Origin of the sequence: Nostoc sp. CCY 9925 (assembly GCF_963920935.1) — a bacterium.
In the GTDB taxonomy this organism is placed as follows: domain Bacteria; phylum Cyanobacteriota; class Cyanobacteriia; order Cyanobacteriales; family Nostocaceae; genus Nostoc.
Map to the genome: position 1 here is coordinate 76,077 of NZ_CAWUDO010000009.1, position 15,563 is coordinate 91,639.

Sequence of the window (15,563 nt, forward strand, 5' to 3'; positions counted from 1 at the left end):
ATGCGATCGAAAGAATAAATAATTTCTCTGAGAGTATGTATTTTTCTCTAAGATAGGCCTATGGGATTAAAAATCAAACATTGCTACCAATAACTTTAGGCATATATAGCAATCCAATCAGCCGTAAAAAAATCAAAATAGTATTATCATCGCCACTATTGAAATTAACTTTATGGTTTCTAGTCCTTTGACATTAAACCTAGACACAGTTCACCTCACAGACGAACACTTCTACCAGTTATGTCAAAATAATCGCGAGTTGCAATTGATTTAGAAATCCTGCGCTAGAAAATGCAAGAATATCTGGATGCAGGCATGAAATTGGCATGGCTAATTAATCCCCAACAGCAGCAAGTAGAAATTTACCGCCAAGGACAGAATACAGAAGTACGAAATCTGCCTACAAAATTATCTTGTGAAAATGTATTGCCAGGATTTAGCTTGAGTTTATCTTGTTATTAAGCTTTACCACTACCTAACAAATACAGCAATGCCATGCGAACAGCGACACCACTGGTAACCTGTGATTGAATGAGACTAAATTCTGGGTCATCCATCAACTCAGAACTGATTTCGACACCACGGTTTACTGGGCCTGGATGCAAAACTTTGACATTAGGTTTACAAAGTTGCAATTTTGTGCTGGTGATACCAAATAGCTGATGATATTCTCGCAAGCTTGGCAATAAATGAGCAGTCATCCGTTCCTTTTGCAAGCGCAAAGTCATCACAAAATCGGCGTCCTGTAAAGCTGGTTCTAGCTGCCAATGAAGGAATAGTTGAGGAGTGCAATCGGAAGATGACGCGGAGAAATTTTCATTTTTACTCACCACGTTGTTGTGTGCCTGTGTCCCTGTATCCTCTCCATTCTCCGTGTCCCCGCATCCCCGCTTCCCCGTGTTCTCTTCCCCTGACTCTTCCAAGATGTACTCAGCAAATAACTTGGGTAAGAGGGTGGGCGGTGCTGCCAAGTGCAGTTGGGCACCACTGGCGATGAAACTCCAGATATTCGATCGCGCGACACGAGAATGCAAAATATCCCCCACGATCGCAATCTTTTTACCCTTTAAAAGTTCCAGTCGCGGATGATTTGGGTCAATCAAACTACAAATGGTAAATAAGTCTAGCAGTGCTTGGGAAGGATGTTCATGTTGACCATCACCAGCATTCAGCACACTAACTCGAACACCTAAACGATCCATTTCTTGGGCGATCGCATTTGGTACTCCCGCCTCTCGATGCCGGACTACCATAATATCAGTTCCCATAGCCAAATAAGTCTTCGCCGTGTCGAGAATTGTTTCTCCCTTAGTCATCGAAGACGTAGCTGCGGCGAAGTTCAATGTATCTGCACTCAAGCGTTTAGCAGCAAGTTCAAAACTGCTACGGGTGCGGGTAGAAGGTTCAAAAAATAAATTCGCCACCACCTGTCCCTGCAACGTTGGTACTTTCTTGGTGCGCCGCGATAGCACCTCTTGAAAAGAAGCCGCAGTTTGCAAAACTGTATCGTATTCAGCCGATGTGAAGTCAGACAGAGACAGAACGTGATGACGATTCCAAGTTGTTGTAGGCATATTTTGGATATTGGGCATAGGGCATAGGGCATGGGGAGATGAGGGAGTGAGGGATATGAGAAAGACAAGGTGGACAAGGGGAATAACTCCGAGCGTTAACAGTCAACAGTCAACGCTCCCTGTTTGCCCAGTGCCCCATGCCCCATGCCCAATGCCCCATGCCCAATTTCTTCAAGTTGGTAAGTGAAAAACGTTTAAAGCTAGAGAAATTAGGCTGAGGAATGTTAAGAACCCAATTGTATCTAGCATTGTAGTCACTAATGGCCCACTAACCAAAGCCGGATCGAGCTTTAAGCGCTTCAAACCCATTGGCAGTAAAGTACCAAGAGTCACCGCCACTATTGTATTAGTTGCCATGACCATGCCGGCAATTAAAGCCACCCATCGTTCTTGGGGTCGCGCCCAAATTAAGGAAAGCAAGATCATTGTTGTGGCTAAAGCTACGGCTGTACCTAAACCAGCGAAGATTTCCTTGCGGAGAATTTTCACAGTGTCTTTGGGTGTCACCTCGCCGACACCCAAGCCCCGGATTGTCACCGTTAATGCTTGAATTCCTACAGTACCGCCGGTATTGGAAAAAATCGGCATAATCACTGCAAGAACTGGCACTGCGGAGATTACAGACTGAAAAGGGGCGATCGCGCTGGCTGCACCAATATACAAGGCCATGATCCCCAACAGCCAAGGTAAGCGGTTGCGGATGGTGAGTAGCGGAGAAGACAAAGCTGCTTCATCACCACTCACACCCGCGAGTTTTTGAATATCTTCTGTGGCTTCCTCTTCCAAAATATCGATCACATCATCGATAGTGACAATGCCAACCAATCGGTCTTCCCGGTCAACTACGGGAATGGCGATTAAGTCATAGCGCTTCATGATTTGGGCGACTTCTTCTTGGGAGGTTTCGGTTCTCACCTTAATGACGCGATCGCTAGCAATATCTCTGATGTAAACATCGGGAAAGGTAAACAACAGCTGGCGCAGTGAAACCACTCTCACCAGTGTTCGGTTGTCGTCTGTGACGTATGCGTAGTAAATCGACTCTTTGTCTTCGTCTTGACGGCGGATTTTGCTTAAGGCTTCACCTACAGTTAATCCTTCTCGTAACCGGACATATTCGGTAGTCATTACTCGCCCAGCAGTGCCTTCCGGATAACCGAGAATTGTTGCTGTGGCTTGCCTTTGTTCTGGACTCAATTCCTTCAACAGCCGTTTAATTACTCCAGCAGGTAATTCATCAAATAATTCTGCTCTTTCATCAGGACTCATCGCTTCTACAAGTTGCGCTACTTGTACATCATGTAGGGAATTAATTAGTTCTTCCTGTACGTCTGTTGGCAGATATTCAAATACATCAATTGCCTGATTTTTGTTGAGTAAACGAAATGCGATCGCTCGTTGTTTTTCAGGCAATTGTGTAATGAATTCTCCTACATCCACGGGTTGTAATCGATTTAAATCCCATTTCAACTGATTTAAATCGGTAGTATCAATCAGTGCATTCCGAATATCCTGTGTGAGCATGATACATACCTCCTAATATCTCCCCCGCACTGGGAGATTGCCTCACCAGCTTAGAGGAGGTTGATACTGCCATCTTGTGGACTTTGGTCCATAAAATCTCAATAATTCAATATCGATATCCAATCAGGGCATCGCTAGTCATCATCCTAACCCGGAATCGCCATCTCCGGTAGATACTGGGTAATAGTATCGAGAATTTGTGACATTCTTCACCAGTAACCAACTTTAACCCTTGATTTTCAGGTAATTATCGCGTAACTTAAAGTAGATTTTACTACTGTTACAATCTCTGTCAAGCCAATCAATGTATTTAGTGCCAAATTTCATACAGCTAAAATATTTGGAATGGCTGAGTTTAGATAATTCAGATAAATAGATAGAAGCGTATAACAACTGTATGTTTCTACAGCTGTTCGTGTGATGCAGAATTTTTTGGCACAAAATCAAAGCCTCTGCATTTCTATGCCAGAGGCTTGGAAATCTGTTAACTACAAAACAAAAAGTTAGAGTTTGTTTTAGTTGAAAATAGAGAGTTACTAAGACTTAATTCCTAACTTTTACTTAGCCAATAGAACGCTTAAGTGAACCATCAGCGTATAGCTCTAATGGTACTAGCTCAATTTTGCCATTAACTTTTACTTGAGAGTAAACCACTTTCACTAACTGAGCATGATTTTCGTTGTAACGCAGAGACATAATTAATCTCCTTTTATACAGGCTTTTTTTATGTTAAAAAGTTTTGATACCTAATTATTTCCTCGATATGTTTCTGGCTAACGTTGCCTATTATCAAGTTATCACAAACAACTTAATAATTGGTATAAAAATATCTAAGTATTGATGAAGATTTGAACAAATGTTGTATTTGAGTCCGACTTCACTAAAATTCAGTAGCTAGAGGCCTACTAACACGAGATAATAAGAAACTCACACCACCCTGGGCTGTTGTCCTATCAACCATTACAGAACTTATTCCGGTTAGGTTTAGATCGTTCACTTCACAGTTACAGGCTCGATTGCAAGCTGCTCCCAACCCAATTATGAAAACATCTACCGAATTGCTAACTCGCCTAGAGTATTACTATCAACAAATTAAGAGGATCGTCCTCACTCGTCAAAATCCAATTACAGGTTTACTACCTGCGAGTACAGCAATTACAGCCCACGGTGATTATACTGATGCCTGGGTGCGAGACAATGTTTACAGCATTTTGGCAGTTTGGGGTTTAGCACTTGCATACCGCAAGATTGATGACCACGAAGGACACAATTATGAACTAGAACATAGTGTCATCAAGCTGATGCGCGGGTTACTGTTTGCAATGATGCGACAGGCTCATAAAGTAGAGACATTTAAACATACTCAATCGCTACTGGATGGGCTGCACGCCAAATACAATACCACCACGGGCGACATCGTTGTTGGTGATGATGAATGGGGACATTTACAACTTGATGCCACATCTTTATTTTTACTGATGTTGGCGCAAATGACTGCTACAGGATTGCAAATAATTTATACGATTGATGAAGTTAATTTCGTTCAAAATTTGGTTTACTACATTGGACGAGCTTACCGCACACCAGACTATGGTATTTGGGAACGCGGTAATAAAATTAATCGTGGTAATGCTGAGTTAAATGCCAGTTCCGTAGGCATGGCCAAAGCTGCTTTAGAAGCAATTAATGGACTGGATTTGTTTGGTGTTCGTGGTAGTCAAGCATCAGTAATTCATGTGCTACCAGATGAAATTGCCCGCGCTCGAATTACTCTAGAATCGCTATTACCGAGAGAATCTGGTTCCAAAGAAATTGATGCCGCGCTGTTGAGTATTATTAGTTATCCCGCCTTTGCAGTAGAAGATTTACAACTGCGCGATCGCACTTTAAACGATATTATCAACAAACTCGCAGGTAAATACGGCTGCAAACGCTTTCTCCGTGATGGACACCAAACCGTTTTAGAAGACAGCCAACGCTTGCACTACGAACCTTGGGAACTCAAGCAATTTGAGCATATTGAATGCGAATGGCCATTATTTTTTACTTATTTAGTTTTAGATGGATTATTTTGTGGCAACCAAGAACAAGTTAAAAAATACCAAGAGCTTTTAGAATCATTGCTCATAAAACAAAATGGTTTACATTTGTTGCCAGAACTTTATTATGTTCCTTACGAAAACGTAGAAGCAGAAAAATTAGCACCGCAAACTCAACCACGTTTACCCAATGAAAATATTCCTTTGGTGTGGGCACAAAGTTTATATTTCCTTAGTCAAATGTTGAGTGAAGGATTAATAGCAGTTGGCGATATAGATCCATTGGGTAGACATTTATGTGTTGGCAAACAGCGCGAAATATTGGTACAAATTGCCTTACTAGCAGAAGATAAAGATTTACAAGCCAAACTAGAAGTTCATGGAATTGAAGCACAAACACCCACCCAAATAGAACCAATTCAGGTGAGAAAAGCTGGGGAACTTTCAGCTATTTATACCCAAATTGGACGTAACAACAAACTTGGTTTAACTGGGCGTCCAGTGCGGCGTTTGCGGAGTTTAACAACATCGAGAATATTTCGGATTCGCAATCAAACAATTGTATTTTTGCCATCATTTCTAGATTCCCAGCAGTTTTACTTAACTCTCGATTACCATTTTTTGCTGGATCAAATCAGAAGTGAATTAGCTTATATTCAAAAATATTGGAGCGATTTAGGGCGTCCTACCTTGACTTTAATGTTAACTCATACCATGTTAGAAATCGGTTCTGAGGCATTACTGGAACTGATGCAAGAACTTAAAGATGGTATTTGTAACGGCGTGCAGGTAAAATTAGGGCGGCTAAATCAGTTAATGCTAACAGCTGGAATCCAAAGAATAGATTTTCTCGAAGATGTGGAATTTTCTCTTTCACCAGTTAAAAATACCAGACCACGTTGCGATTATCTTGCTTATCATCCTGAGAAAAGCTGGCGCTTAGGGCATACCCAAGAATTTAAAATGGAGTGTGAGACAAACTTAGGATTACTGCTTTCTTATTTGCGCTCATCAGAAAATATTTACGAGCAAATTGAGTTATTACAAACTTTGACTCGTTTGCAAGGAATCCAATTTGACACGGGATATGGCGGGCCAGGATATGCTGTTACAGTAGCCGATTTACTAGATGAAGTTTATACCAAAGCTGGAGATTTAGGCATTTGGGCAGTGGTACGTCGGGCTGCGGGGTTGCGCCAAATGGTTGATATCAGCTTATCAGATGCAGTAACGAGTATTTTGGTGCAAGGTAAGCAAATCGCTGTGGGTAAAGCATACAGTGAAGCGTCCTTAATTACCGTACCCATGTCCCACCATGAAATTGCTGATAAGATTAGCCATTTTTGTCGTGAAGATATACGCGATCGCGTCCTTACCCAAGAGATTTTAATCTATCTAGGAATCTTAATCAAATCCGAACCCGAACTATTTCAGGGACTACTGACGCTGAGAGTCGGCTATCTCATATTATTGATTACCAGCGAACTAGCGCAGGAATTACATGTCACTCAAGATGAAGCATACGATTACTTAATGCAACTTTCACCCTTTGAAGTGAAAATGCGCTTGCGTCAGGTATTAACTGGATATACTGGCATGAGTAACCTGTTGCGCCAGCAAGAGTCATTGCACGTCAAGCAAAAAGAAAGTGATATTGCTTGGGTGGTGTCACCAGCAATTTCAGAAGAAATCCAAGTTCCTTCAGGTGGTTGGCGGCGGTTTCGCCAAGGCGAGGGGGCGACGGGACGAGTAGCAAAAGACTTTTTTAAGCAAGTTTGGCTATTAATGCAACATTGCAAAGGCTTGGTAATTGGTGACAAATTAGAGCGCCGCAATCGTTTAGATAGTGAGGTAATGTTGTCAGAAATGACAGCCGGAGAAAGAAATTTTGCTTTGTTAGTCGAGCATCTGCTGAATAAAATTGAAGCTCCAGAATACCGCCAAGTTAATATTGAAGCATTAATCGAATTAGCAGCGATCGCTGCTAATAATCCCAAGCTGCAAATCGAAGAATATATAGTATTAGATGTATTAATCGGTCATGCAGTACGATTGGCATGGTTAGAACATTATCCCGATAGAGGCGATCGCTATGATGAAGATAAGGCGAGTGCGTGGCGATCGTTTTACAACACCTCTCCTACAGATTGTGCCAGTTATATTTTGAAAGCCTTGCGTTTCTTAACAAAATTTGCCGAAGTCAGTGCAGCTTAATGAGTGCGTGGCTTCCTTGGAGTGGAGCTAGTATAAATTCAAGGGTCATTCTAGCAGACGCCACGCAAACAGATATTTTTAAATTTTGAATTTTCAATCTCAAATCCAAAATTTAAAATCTAAAATTCAGCGATCGACCGAATACTAATTCTTTTGCAGAGGCAATAATATGAGTCAAATAACAGTAGAACTAGCCTAATATATTTCTACAGATGAGGCACGATTATTACTAGCTGCTAAGCTATTTGAAACTGGAAAGCGATCGCTAGGACAAGCTGCAAAATTAGCAGATTATTCCAAACCAACATTTATAGAATTACTGGGAAAAATGGAAATTCCAGTAATTAATTATCCAGCTGAGGAATTAGAACAGGAGATTAACCTTTGAGCGCACAAACGGTTACTAACAGTAACTATTTTAGTTGTCACAAAACTGTATCAAATTTTTAGTTTATTTACCTCATCAAGGTTGAATTTGTTCAGTATCAGCTATTTTCAAAGTACCATTTTCTTTTTTTAAACTAAATCTATAGTTAATGTCATATGTTTCGGTTTTTTTATAAATATCATTTTCATATAATTTTGCTTTTTCATTTATATTGACATCAATTTCTGCTTGATAGGAATTGTAATAAACATCCCTTAAAAGTTTTGTTTTTTTCCTGACTATGTATTGATAATACTGATTTTTTTGTTTTAAGGCGTCTATGTGACCTCCTGGTTTGGTTAACTGCTGATAAAATTCACCTGTAGCCAGACGTTCCGCAGGTTCCATATTATGATTAGGGCCAAACATCTTATCTTTCTCTTGTAAATATTGATCGATCAAAGTTAGTGCTTCTTCTTTAGTAATAACTTTTTGTGTCGATTGTATTGAAGAACTGACAATATAATTAATTATAATGACAGAGAAAAACCCACTTAAAACTATTAAACAAATTATTAGCCATAAACGATTTTTGGCTAGCCACAGTCCGAACCTTAAGCGGTTTGATGTAGTTACAAACTTGAATCTTCCACCGATTTTATCTTCTTTATTTGTGTAGTATTGCCATCTATTTAGTATAAATTAAATTACGTCTCTACGAGATTTGTTTTGCTCGAATGCTTCGGGTAAAACGTTGCGAACAATTGGTCGGTGAGACTCTGCAAACAATGTTGCAAATGCAGCTATAAAGTTGTCGAGTATAAAACTACGGCGTTTAACAGTTTCTAGATTATTAAATTCTTCATTATTACCTTCATCAGTTATTTGCTCTTTTCGTATTTGCTCAATTATTGTATCTTCTTGTTTATCTAAAGCAATTACAAAATTCACTTGAGCTTGCATAGCAAACTGTTGGGCGATAGGATATTCTTCATCGCCAAGCCACTGCATTAATATTTTTTCTATTTCAGTATATGGACGTTTTGAGTTAAGCCAAATTTGATAGCTGTTTCCGTTGACTTTAATTTCCCGATCGCCACCTTTAATAATTTTACGCTCCTCAAGATAAATTTCAGTGATGTTTTTGAGTATTTGCTCAAGTTCATTCCGCGTAAGTTCAGCGAGAAAAGCCTGTAAAGAAGGGGCAATTTTTTGGAAATCTTTTTTTTCAGAAAAATTCCTGATCTGCTTACAAATTGCGGCTATAACAGCCTTGCGTATTGAGAGATGCTGTCCTCCTGCTTTCAGTATTTTTGAAAAATTTGCAAACATCATCTCAATTGTAAGCGGCTCAATTACCTTGACCATGAAACTCTATTTCTCCGTAAGTCAGTGCTACAGTTGCCAGCAAGTGTTCATATTGGCTAATTTCTGCTACTTTTTTAGACATAGACAGTTTGTCACTTGCCTCTCTGTACCATGAATTAAGTAATTTTTGAACTTCATTAGGTCTTGCTTCATAAGCACGTGCCAATGCAACAGCTATCGGTTGATTCAATTCCTGGTATTTCTGCGTCCATTCTTTAAGCATCTGCTGTAATTGATCTAGATGTAATGAAACTAGGTAGTACAGTGTGTGGTAGCCAAAGTAAGCACGAACAATAAAACTTGGATTATTTGATAATTCTTTTAGCCAATTAAGAAATTTTTCCGAAAATTCCTGAGAAGAAACATTAGCAGCAGCATAACTAACACTGAGTGCTACCGTAGCTGCAATATAATTTTGCCAATCCGCAGTTTTTTGGGTATTATTTTCTTTTTCTATAGCTATACTCCAAAAATTTTGCAGAGTTATAAATACTTCTTTTTCACGACCGTCAAGATACCATCTAGCAATTGCTCTAGCAGCAACATCTTGTACCTCAAATGATGGTTCGGAAGCTAGTCTAAGTAAAAGTTGTTGAACTTCATTAGTTGCACTTGTAGATACCAAACCAATATCACTAAGCGTTTGACTGATGGTGTTACGTAAGCGTTCGCTACGGATAGAATTACCATACAATTCCCAGTTATAAGGGGGTTTTTCTACTGACTCTTTGACCATCTCCACTATTTCCGACAGTGCAGTGAAAATCTGTCTACGATGAGTCTCCCACGCAACTTTAAATAGTAATGGCCGGTCTTCAGTACGATCAATTTCAATCAGGCTGATTTCAATTTCTCTTGGGTAATCTGTTGTGTTGACAAATTTAAAACCTTTGGAGTTATTTACGTAAACTGTTATCTTAGAAAATTTAAAATAATTACCCAAATTTTCTAAATCGCAGTAATCCAGCGCACGTAGTGTTGAGTCACGTTGTTGCCAAACATTCTTTACCACCTTTTCTAAAGCTGCAAAAAACTGGTCATCAAAAAGACCATCAAATAAACTCAAACTCAGCGCCAGAAGTTGTTCGCGAATTTGTAAACTACGAAACCATATTTTAAGACTAATTTCCCTATCTTGTTTAGCAATATCAACTGTCTTACGAACTATCTCTTGTGAAATCTCTTTTTCAGCTAATAGTAACTGGATACAGTTTTCCACGCTAGCAACTGTGTTTAATTTCTCAGCTACAGTTTTTTGCAGATATAATTTAATCTCATTGTTGAGCGATTTTTTATTTTCTAATTTCTGAATGAGTGCTTTTCCTAAATCCTCTGGGTTATAAAGAGGATACTCTTTTGAAGGTTCCCACCAAAATAACCGCTTTTCTCTTTCTGTTATTGTTGTCCACTGATTAATTGGCACATTCGTAGTAGCAATAACATAATTTTTGCTTTTCCTGACAGCTTGCTGAATTTGGCTCAAATTGTATTGAGGTTTAAGTTCAGTTAAAACAAAAATTTGAGTAGCATGTTTATAATTTTTTAGTTCTTCATCTCCTTCTCCACGAATAGCTGCAACCAGGCTTTGTGGATTTGAATTTCCGTTCCATTCCCAGATAGGTATGCTATTATTTATTTGTTTGCGAAGCTTGGCAGCAAGATGCCAACAAAGTTCTTTTTTATCTGGGTGGATTCCGCCTAAAACTAGCAATCTTTGTTCGTAAAGTGTCTTAATTATTTCCTGAATTTTAATTGGACTGGTAAAGTATATTGAATCATATTCATCCAGATTTTCTCTCTTAAAAAAATCATTACGTTGCTGAAAAAATTGATTTACAGTCTGAGTAATGTCACCAACAGTTATATTCTCAGCTTGAATGTCTTTAACGGCTGTTTGCTCTACTTGATTATCATATCTAGCTTGATTGCTACTTTGAGATGCATCAGTCATAGATTTAAATTTCTTGTGTTAAATCACCAAATTTAATATTTTTTGCTTTGAGATTCTTTGCCATTTCTTGATCTCCAGAACCAGTCAAGTTTGATTTTTGAGTAAGATTTCCTGCTTCCAAAGTTTCTTCCGTTTCAACATCAGTCAGCATCTTCTGACGAAAGACCCCTGCTGCTTCAAGCTGTTGGACTAACTCTGTTAATTTCTCACCAAAATCTCGATCTTTAGTTATTTGCTGTTCCAGAACTCGCTTGAATTCTAACTGATTATCCGGTGTAGGCTCTTGTTCAGCGTCTGCTAATATGCCTTCTCTTTTAACTACTTTAAATTTTTCACGGATAGTAGTTATTAATTGAGTGATTTTTTCGGTAGCAGCTTCACCTAAAGCTTTTCCTGGTTGTTTAATAGCTTCAGTAAACATTAAAGCAACAATGGTGGTAGCAAGAGTTACAGGTTCCATAAACAACCCCAAAATTGAGTGATATGTATTTATTGTCTTTAATAATCAAAACAAATTTACAGGCAATCTCTACTGCGATCGCTGTTATTGATGTAGTATTTCGTTTTGTAATACAGTGAATATATACTGAATTTAAAATTTAAAATATAAAAAAACTTTAAATTTTTTACACCTGAGCAATCTTTCTAAATATCTTTGACTATTGACCGTTAACCAAAAAAATATCCCCTACTCATAAGCATGGTTACCAGCAGACGCTCAAAGTAGGGGGTTTATTAAATTTTATTTTATTGTTAAAACTACTTGACAGAAACAGCATCGACATCAATAGTGCTTGCAGTGGAGGTAGAAGCCTCGGGAGTATTGGCTGTTTCGGTATTCAGGTCACCTTTACGAGCTTTCCAGCCTTCAATCACTAACCCAGAGACCTCACTGACTAGCAGAGTCAAAAGGAAAACATCATCAATTTGTCCGACGATGGGAAAAACATCTGGCAGAAAATCAATTGGGCTGGCCAAATAAACTAATGTTCCTAAAATCACCCACCAGCGGTATTTGGGGTTACGAAGCAAATCACGATACCAGGTATAAACTGATTGAATTGAAAATTTCATGTTTTGAACCTCCAGTTATTCTTAATTTTGACAAATTATCTTTTAAATTCCTGGTGGGAATAACCGCCCAAATTAGTCTGGAAGACGCTACCAATTAAAAGGGGGGTGGCGAGTACGGAGGTAAGGGGAGGCAGAGGGAGAAATAACCAATGCCCCATACCGAAAATCTATGATGCAATTCGGCTCACGATTACGGTAGTTGTGCATTAATCTCTAAAATTAATAATGCTTGGGGATAGTTGCTTTAGTTTTGGAGGGAGGAAATTTAAACAGTGGATATTTTAGATTTATTTTACAAGGGCGGACCAGCGATGTGGCCTTTGCTGGTTTTGTCGATTTTATCTTTGAGTGTGATTTTTGAGCGTTTGTGGTTCTGGTTGCGAATTTTAACTCAGGAAAAGCAAATAGTTGATCGCGTCCTAGATGCTGCCCATGATAGTTGGCAAGTCGCTGCGGATATTGCAAGGCAGGCAAGCAATCAGCCTGTGGGGCGTTTTCTTTATGCCCCCTTACATTTAGGCAAAAGTGACGCGGAAACCTTTCGCTTAGCCCTAGAGTCCACAGCCGAAGATGAATTGGCTGGAATGCGGCGGGGCGAAAAACTTTTAGAAGCCGTAATTGCCCTAGCACCGCTGCTGGGATTATTGGGTACGGTTTTGGGTTTAATCCAGTCTTTGCGGGCAATTCGCATTGGGGATTTGGGAACTGAATCGACCGCTGGGGTAACTACTGGTATTGGTGAATCGTTGATTAGTACAGCAGCAGGACTAATCGTTGCCATCACTAGTTTGGTATTCTACCGCCTATTCCAAAGTTTTGTAGTTAACCAAGTCAAAGTCTTTCGTCGAGCAGGGAATGAGTTGGAATTACTCTACCGTCAGTCTCCACCAGATTTTAGTAATACAACATCACCAATTGCACGGGACAATTTCACGCCACCCCGCAAACAAGGGAAAAACAGGTTTTCCGAACCTCCTGAGCCGCCAATTCTACCTTAGTAATAGTCAAAAATTCAACCCTTAAAGCAGGCTATTAAATTGAGACAATGAAAGTTAATCTACATACTCCAATCGAAGAAGTCCAAATTCAAATCATTCCTTTAATTGATGTTGTTTTTTGTATTCTGACGTTTTTTTTGTTAGCGGCACTGCAATTTACGCGCCAACAGGCAATAAATGTTGATTTGCCCAAAGCCAGCGCCAAATCCGTATCTGGGATAACGTCACAAACTGGTACTCAGATTGTAACTATCGATGCGGTTGGCAACACTTACATAGAAAAACAGCCTGTAAAACGTGAAGATTTGGCGCAAAGGTTAAAACTGTATCTGCAAGCAAATCCCAGTGGCGTTGTGGTGTTGAATGCTTCACGCACAGCAACTTACAATGATGTGATTGAGACATTAGACTTGCTGCGGCAAGTCGGAGGCGATCGCGTTTCTTTAGGAATTATTCCCGGGCCATCTCAACCACCGACAAACCCACTCAACCAGTCTCCTGTACCTTCTTTCCCAATTAATCCTGGTGAAGCACCAGTTCCAGGCATCAACCCTGAAGGCAATCTTGCCCCCAGATTTCCCTCCGCACCTGGACAAAACATCAGCCCGATCAATCCTGGTATTTCCAACCCACCAGCACCCTTAGCACCTGTAGCACCTGGACAAAGCCAATCTGCTCCAAAAAGGTGAAATGGGCATGGGGCACTTGTACTGAGCGGCTTGCGTTGAGCGAACGCGAGTGCGTCTCGTAGAGAAGTCGAAACGAGCCGTTGGCGCAGCCTCTCGTAGAGAAGTATGGGTCATTGGGAAGAGGCAAGGGGGCAGGGGGAAGGGGGAGAATGAAAAATTACCTCTTTCTCTTCTGCTCCCTGCTGCTTAATCTCCCCATCTCCCCAGCGATGCACTGAGCTTGTCGTATTCCTACGGGGAAGCAAGCTACGCGGAGCGTCTCGTTCGCTCTTAGCGTCTCGTAGAGAACAGAAGTGTCCCCAGTACCCAATACCCAGCCCCCAATCCCCTGAAGCTTATGCCAAACCTAAAGACATCCAGAATAAAATTTGGTTAGAGAAAAAAATTCTGTTAATTTACAAATAATTGGTTAAGTTTGAAAGATTTTTCCATAGGTTAGGCTGAGTAGTTTATAACCAATTGCCATTCGCGTTTCAGGGGTTGTGGCATGAATATTGTGACGCTTTTAATTGTTTGGATAGTAACAGCTATCAGCTTGTTAATAATTAGTAAATTGCCTTTGGGAGTTGAAATTGACACCCCAGGTAAAGCCTTATTTTCCGCAGCAGTACTTGGTATCGTGACAGCAATAGTCAGACCAATTTTAAGCCTAGTCTTCGCAGTACCAAATTTACTCACGTTCGACTTGTTATCCAGCATTTTCACATTTATGATTGCTGTAGTTTGTTTTAGTATTGCAGCTTGGTTAGTCGAAGGCTTTCGTTTGCGCTACGGTGTTTGGAGTGCTGTTATCGGAGCATTTGCGCTGACTTTAATTAACAGCTTAATCTACAAAATATTGGGTGTATAAAATTCAAAGTTAGGAGTTATGAGTGAGGAGTTAGGAGCTATAGAAAACTCCTAACTCCTCACTCATAACTATTCATTGGAAGTTGGAGGAGCAACTTGAGTAGTTGATTGTTGTTTGCGTTGTTCACGTTTTTTGCGATCGGCTGAGAGCATATCTGCCATCACTATCAGTGCTTGCGCCATTTTGTCTAGATTAGAACGATATAGTTCCAAATCCTTGCTGAATTTGTCATCAGACAAGTGTAAGCCAGCAGCGATCGCTTTAAGTGCTTCAGTGAGTCGCTTTTCGTCTTTGACTAGTTCAGCATCTGACAATTCCAATAAAGAAAATACACCAATTGCAAACAAGCGGTTGTATTTAAAGCTAGAATTGTTGGCGATCGCTTGCAATTGTGCTTGCAAATCAGCATCTCGATCTAAGTTACTGGTTTGACTCAGCCACGCAATTAAATCTTTAACTGGTAAACCTTGAGCTATAGATCGCAATCTTTCGGCATCCTGTCGATAGCGTTGCGGGTCTTGTTGTATAGCCTGACATAGGGCGTTAAAAATTGATTCTCGATCCCGTTCTGGTTGATAGCCTTCCATGAAGCGGTCAAAAGTAGTGACGACACCCAAGGCATAAATTGGATTGTAGCTAAAATCAATATTTACTGACAGCAGATGCATTTCCACCATCAATTCTTCTACTACCCGACGATAAATAGTGTTAATCGGACGGGTATGCAGATTATAGAAAGTTCGCTTTGTATCAGAGACAGTACGGACGTTATTCACAAAGAAAATGTTAAGGGCGACGTATTTTTATTTTCCCGCTTAAAGGCTACTTTGCCAAGTTGAGGTTTTGGCTGGTGACGCTTTGATTTAGAATATAGACAAATCAAAATTAGTTTGTAAGTTAGTAGCCACAGGGACT

15 protein-coding genes and 1 pseudogene are annotated in these 15,563 nt (G+C 40.0%); 7 read left to right on the forward strand and 9 right to left on the reverse strand.

What is annotated here, in order from left to right:
* Nucleotides 1-288: 288 nt before the first annotated feature.
* Nucleotides 289-462: pseudogene (locus ACM0OY_RS07345) on the forward strand (Uma2 family endonuclease); the annotation flags it as partial.
* Here ACM0OY_RS07345 and ACM0OY_RS07350 read toward each other — a convergent pair.
* The 3 genes from ACM0OY_RS07350 to ACM0OY_RS07360 form a co-directional block, all read right to left on the reverse strand.
* Entirely contained in the window at nucleotides 459-1,574 is a 1,116-nt protein-coding gene (locus ACM0OY_RS07350; protein WP_414568261.1) for an aspartate carbamoyltransferase catalytic subunit, read from the reverse strand. The pseudogene ACM0OY_RS07345 and the gene ACM0OY_RS07350 sit on opposite strands and share 4 nt — an antisense overlap.
* 171 nt (nucleotides 1,575-1,745) lie before the next feature.
* Nucleotides 1,746-3,098, reverse strand: a complete 1,353-nt coding sequence (gene mgtE / locus ACM0OY_RS07355; protein WP_414568203.1) for a magnesium transporter — start codon at nucleotides 3,096-3,098, stop codon at nucleotides 1,746-1,748.
* A 561-nt stretch (nucleotides 3,099-3,659) separates the two neighbouring features.
* Nucleotides 3,660-3,794 carry a hypothetical protein gene (locus ACM0OY_RS07360; RefSeq protein ID WP_255264324.1) on the reverse strand — a complete coding sequence of 45 codons (135 nt, stop codon included), beginning with the start codon at nucleotides 3,792-3,794 and terminating at the stop codon, nucleotides 3,660-3,662.
* Nucleotides 3,795-4,138: 344 nt separating this feature from the next.
* Here ACM0OY_RS07360 and ACM0OY_RS07365 point away from each other — a divergent pair, with 344 nt between their 5' ends.
* Together ACM0OY_RS07365 and ACM0OY_RS07370 are read left to right on the forward strand one after the other, a co-directional pair.
* Nucleotides 4,139-7,351 carry a glycoside hydrolase family 15 protein gene (locus tag ACM0OY_RS07365; protein ID WP_414568204.1) on the forward strand — a complete coding sequence of 1,071 codons (3,213 nt, stop codon included), beginning with the start codon at nucleotides 4,139-4,141 and terminating at the stop codon, nucleotides 7,349-7,351.
* Nucleotides 7,352-7,553: 202 nt separating this feature from the next.
* On the forward strand, nucleotides 7,554-7,739 hold the full coding sequence (locus tag ACM0OY_RS07370) for a UPF0175 family protein (RefSeq protein WP_414568262.1): 186 nt from the start codon (nucleotides 7,554-7,556) through the stop codon (nucleotides 7,737-7,739).
* A gap of 75 nt (nucleotides 7,740-7,814) precedes the next feature.
* Here ACM0OY_RS07370 and ACM0OY_RS07375 read toward each other — a convergent pair whose 3' ends face one another.
* Nucleotides 7,815-8,180 (reverse strand): ARC6/PARC6 family protein, encoded by a 366-nt coding sequence (locus tag ACM0OY_RS07375; RefSeq protein ID WP_414568205.1) that lies wholly within the window; start codon nucleotides 8,178-8,180, stop codon nucleotides 7,815-7,817.
* A 73-nt stretch (nucleotides 8,181-8,253) separates the two neighbouring features.
* On the opposite strand from ACM0OY_RS07375, the gene ACM0OY_RS07380 reads away from it, so the two are divergent.
* On the forward strand, nucleotides 8,254-8,397 hold the full coding sequence (locus ACM0OY_RS07380) for a hypothetical protein (RefSeq protein WP_414568206.1): 144 nt from the start codon (nucleotides 8,254-8,256) through the stop codon (nucleotides 8,395-8,397).
* 23 nt (nucleotides 8,398-8,420) lie between these two features.
* Here the strand turns inward: ACM0OY_RS07380 and ACM0OY_RS07385 are convergent, their stop codons facing one another.
* The 4 genes from ACM0OY_RS07385 to ACM0OY_RS07400 form a co-directional block, all read right to left on the reverse strand.
* Entirely contained in the window at nucleotides 8,421-9,086 is a 666-nt protein-coding gene (locus ACM0OY_RS07385) for a hypothetical protein (RefSeq protein ID WP_414568207.1), read from the reverse strand.
* Nucleotides 9,070-11,037 carry a hypothetical protein gene (locus ACM0OY_RS07390; protein WP_414568208.1) on the reverse strand — a complete coding sequence of 656 codons (1,968 nt, stop codon included), beginning with the start codon at nucleotides 11,035-11,037 and terminating at the stop codon, nucleotides 9,070-9,072. Before ACM0OY_RS07390 ends, ACM0OY_RS07385 begins: the two co-directional genes overlap by 17 nt.
* 4 nt (nucleotides 11,038-11,041) lie before the next feature.
* Complete coding sequence (locus ACM0OY_RS07395; RefSeq protein WP_414568209.1) at nucleotides 11,042-11,497, reverse strand: hypothetical protein; 456 nt, start codon at nucleotides 11,495-11,497, stop codon at nucleotides 11,042-11,044.
* Nucleotides 11,498-11,796: 299 nt separating this feature from the next.
* On the reverse strand, nucleotides 11,797-12,111 hold the full coding sequence (locus tag ACM0OY_RS07400; RefSeq protein ID WP_414568210.1) for a YkvA family protein: 315 nt from the start codon (nucleotides 12,109-12,111) through the stop codon (nucleotides 11,797-11,799).
* A 272-nt stretch (nucleotides 12,112-12,383) separates the two neighbouring features.
* On the opposite strand from ACM0OY_RS07400, the gene ACM0OY_RS07405 reads away from it, so the two are divergent.
* From ACM0OY_RS07405 to ACM0OY_RS07415, 3 genes are all read left to right on the forward strand, one after another.
* Nucleotides 12,384-13,109: a MotA/TolQ/ExbB proton channel family protein gene (locus tag ACM0OY_RS07405; RefSeq protein ID WP_414568211.1), complete on the forward strand. Its 726-nt coding sequence runs from the start codon at nucleotides 12,384-12,386 to the stop codon at nucleotides 13,107-13,109.
* A 47-nt stretch (nucleotides 13,110-13,156) separates the two neighbouring features.
* Complete coding sequence (locus tag ACM0OY_RS07410; protein ID WP_414568212.1) at nucleotides 13,157-13,798, forward strand: ExbD/TolR family protein; 642 nt, start codon at nucleotides 13,157-13,159, stop codon at nucleotides 13,796-13,798.
* Nucleotides 13,799-14,285: 487 nt separating this feature from the next.
* Nucleotides 14,286-14,648 (forward strand): phage holin family protein, encoded by a 363-nt coding sequence (locus tag ACM0OY_RS07415; protein ID WP_414568213.1) that lies wholly within the window; start codon nucleotides 14,286-14,288, stop codon nucleotides 14,646-14,648.
* 68 nt (nucleotides 14,649-14,716) lie between these two features.
* Here the strand turns inward: ACM0OY_RS07415 and psb29 are convergent, their stop codons facing one another.
* On the reverse strand, nucleotides 14,717-15,424 hold the full coding sequence (gene psb29 / locus ACM0OY_RS07420) for a photosystem II biogenesis protein Psp29 (protein ID WP_414568214.1): 708 nt from the start codon (nucleotides 15,422-15,424) through the stop codon (nucleotides 14,717-14,719).
* Nucleotides 15,425-15,563: the final 139 nt, after the last annotated feature.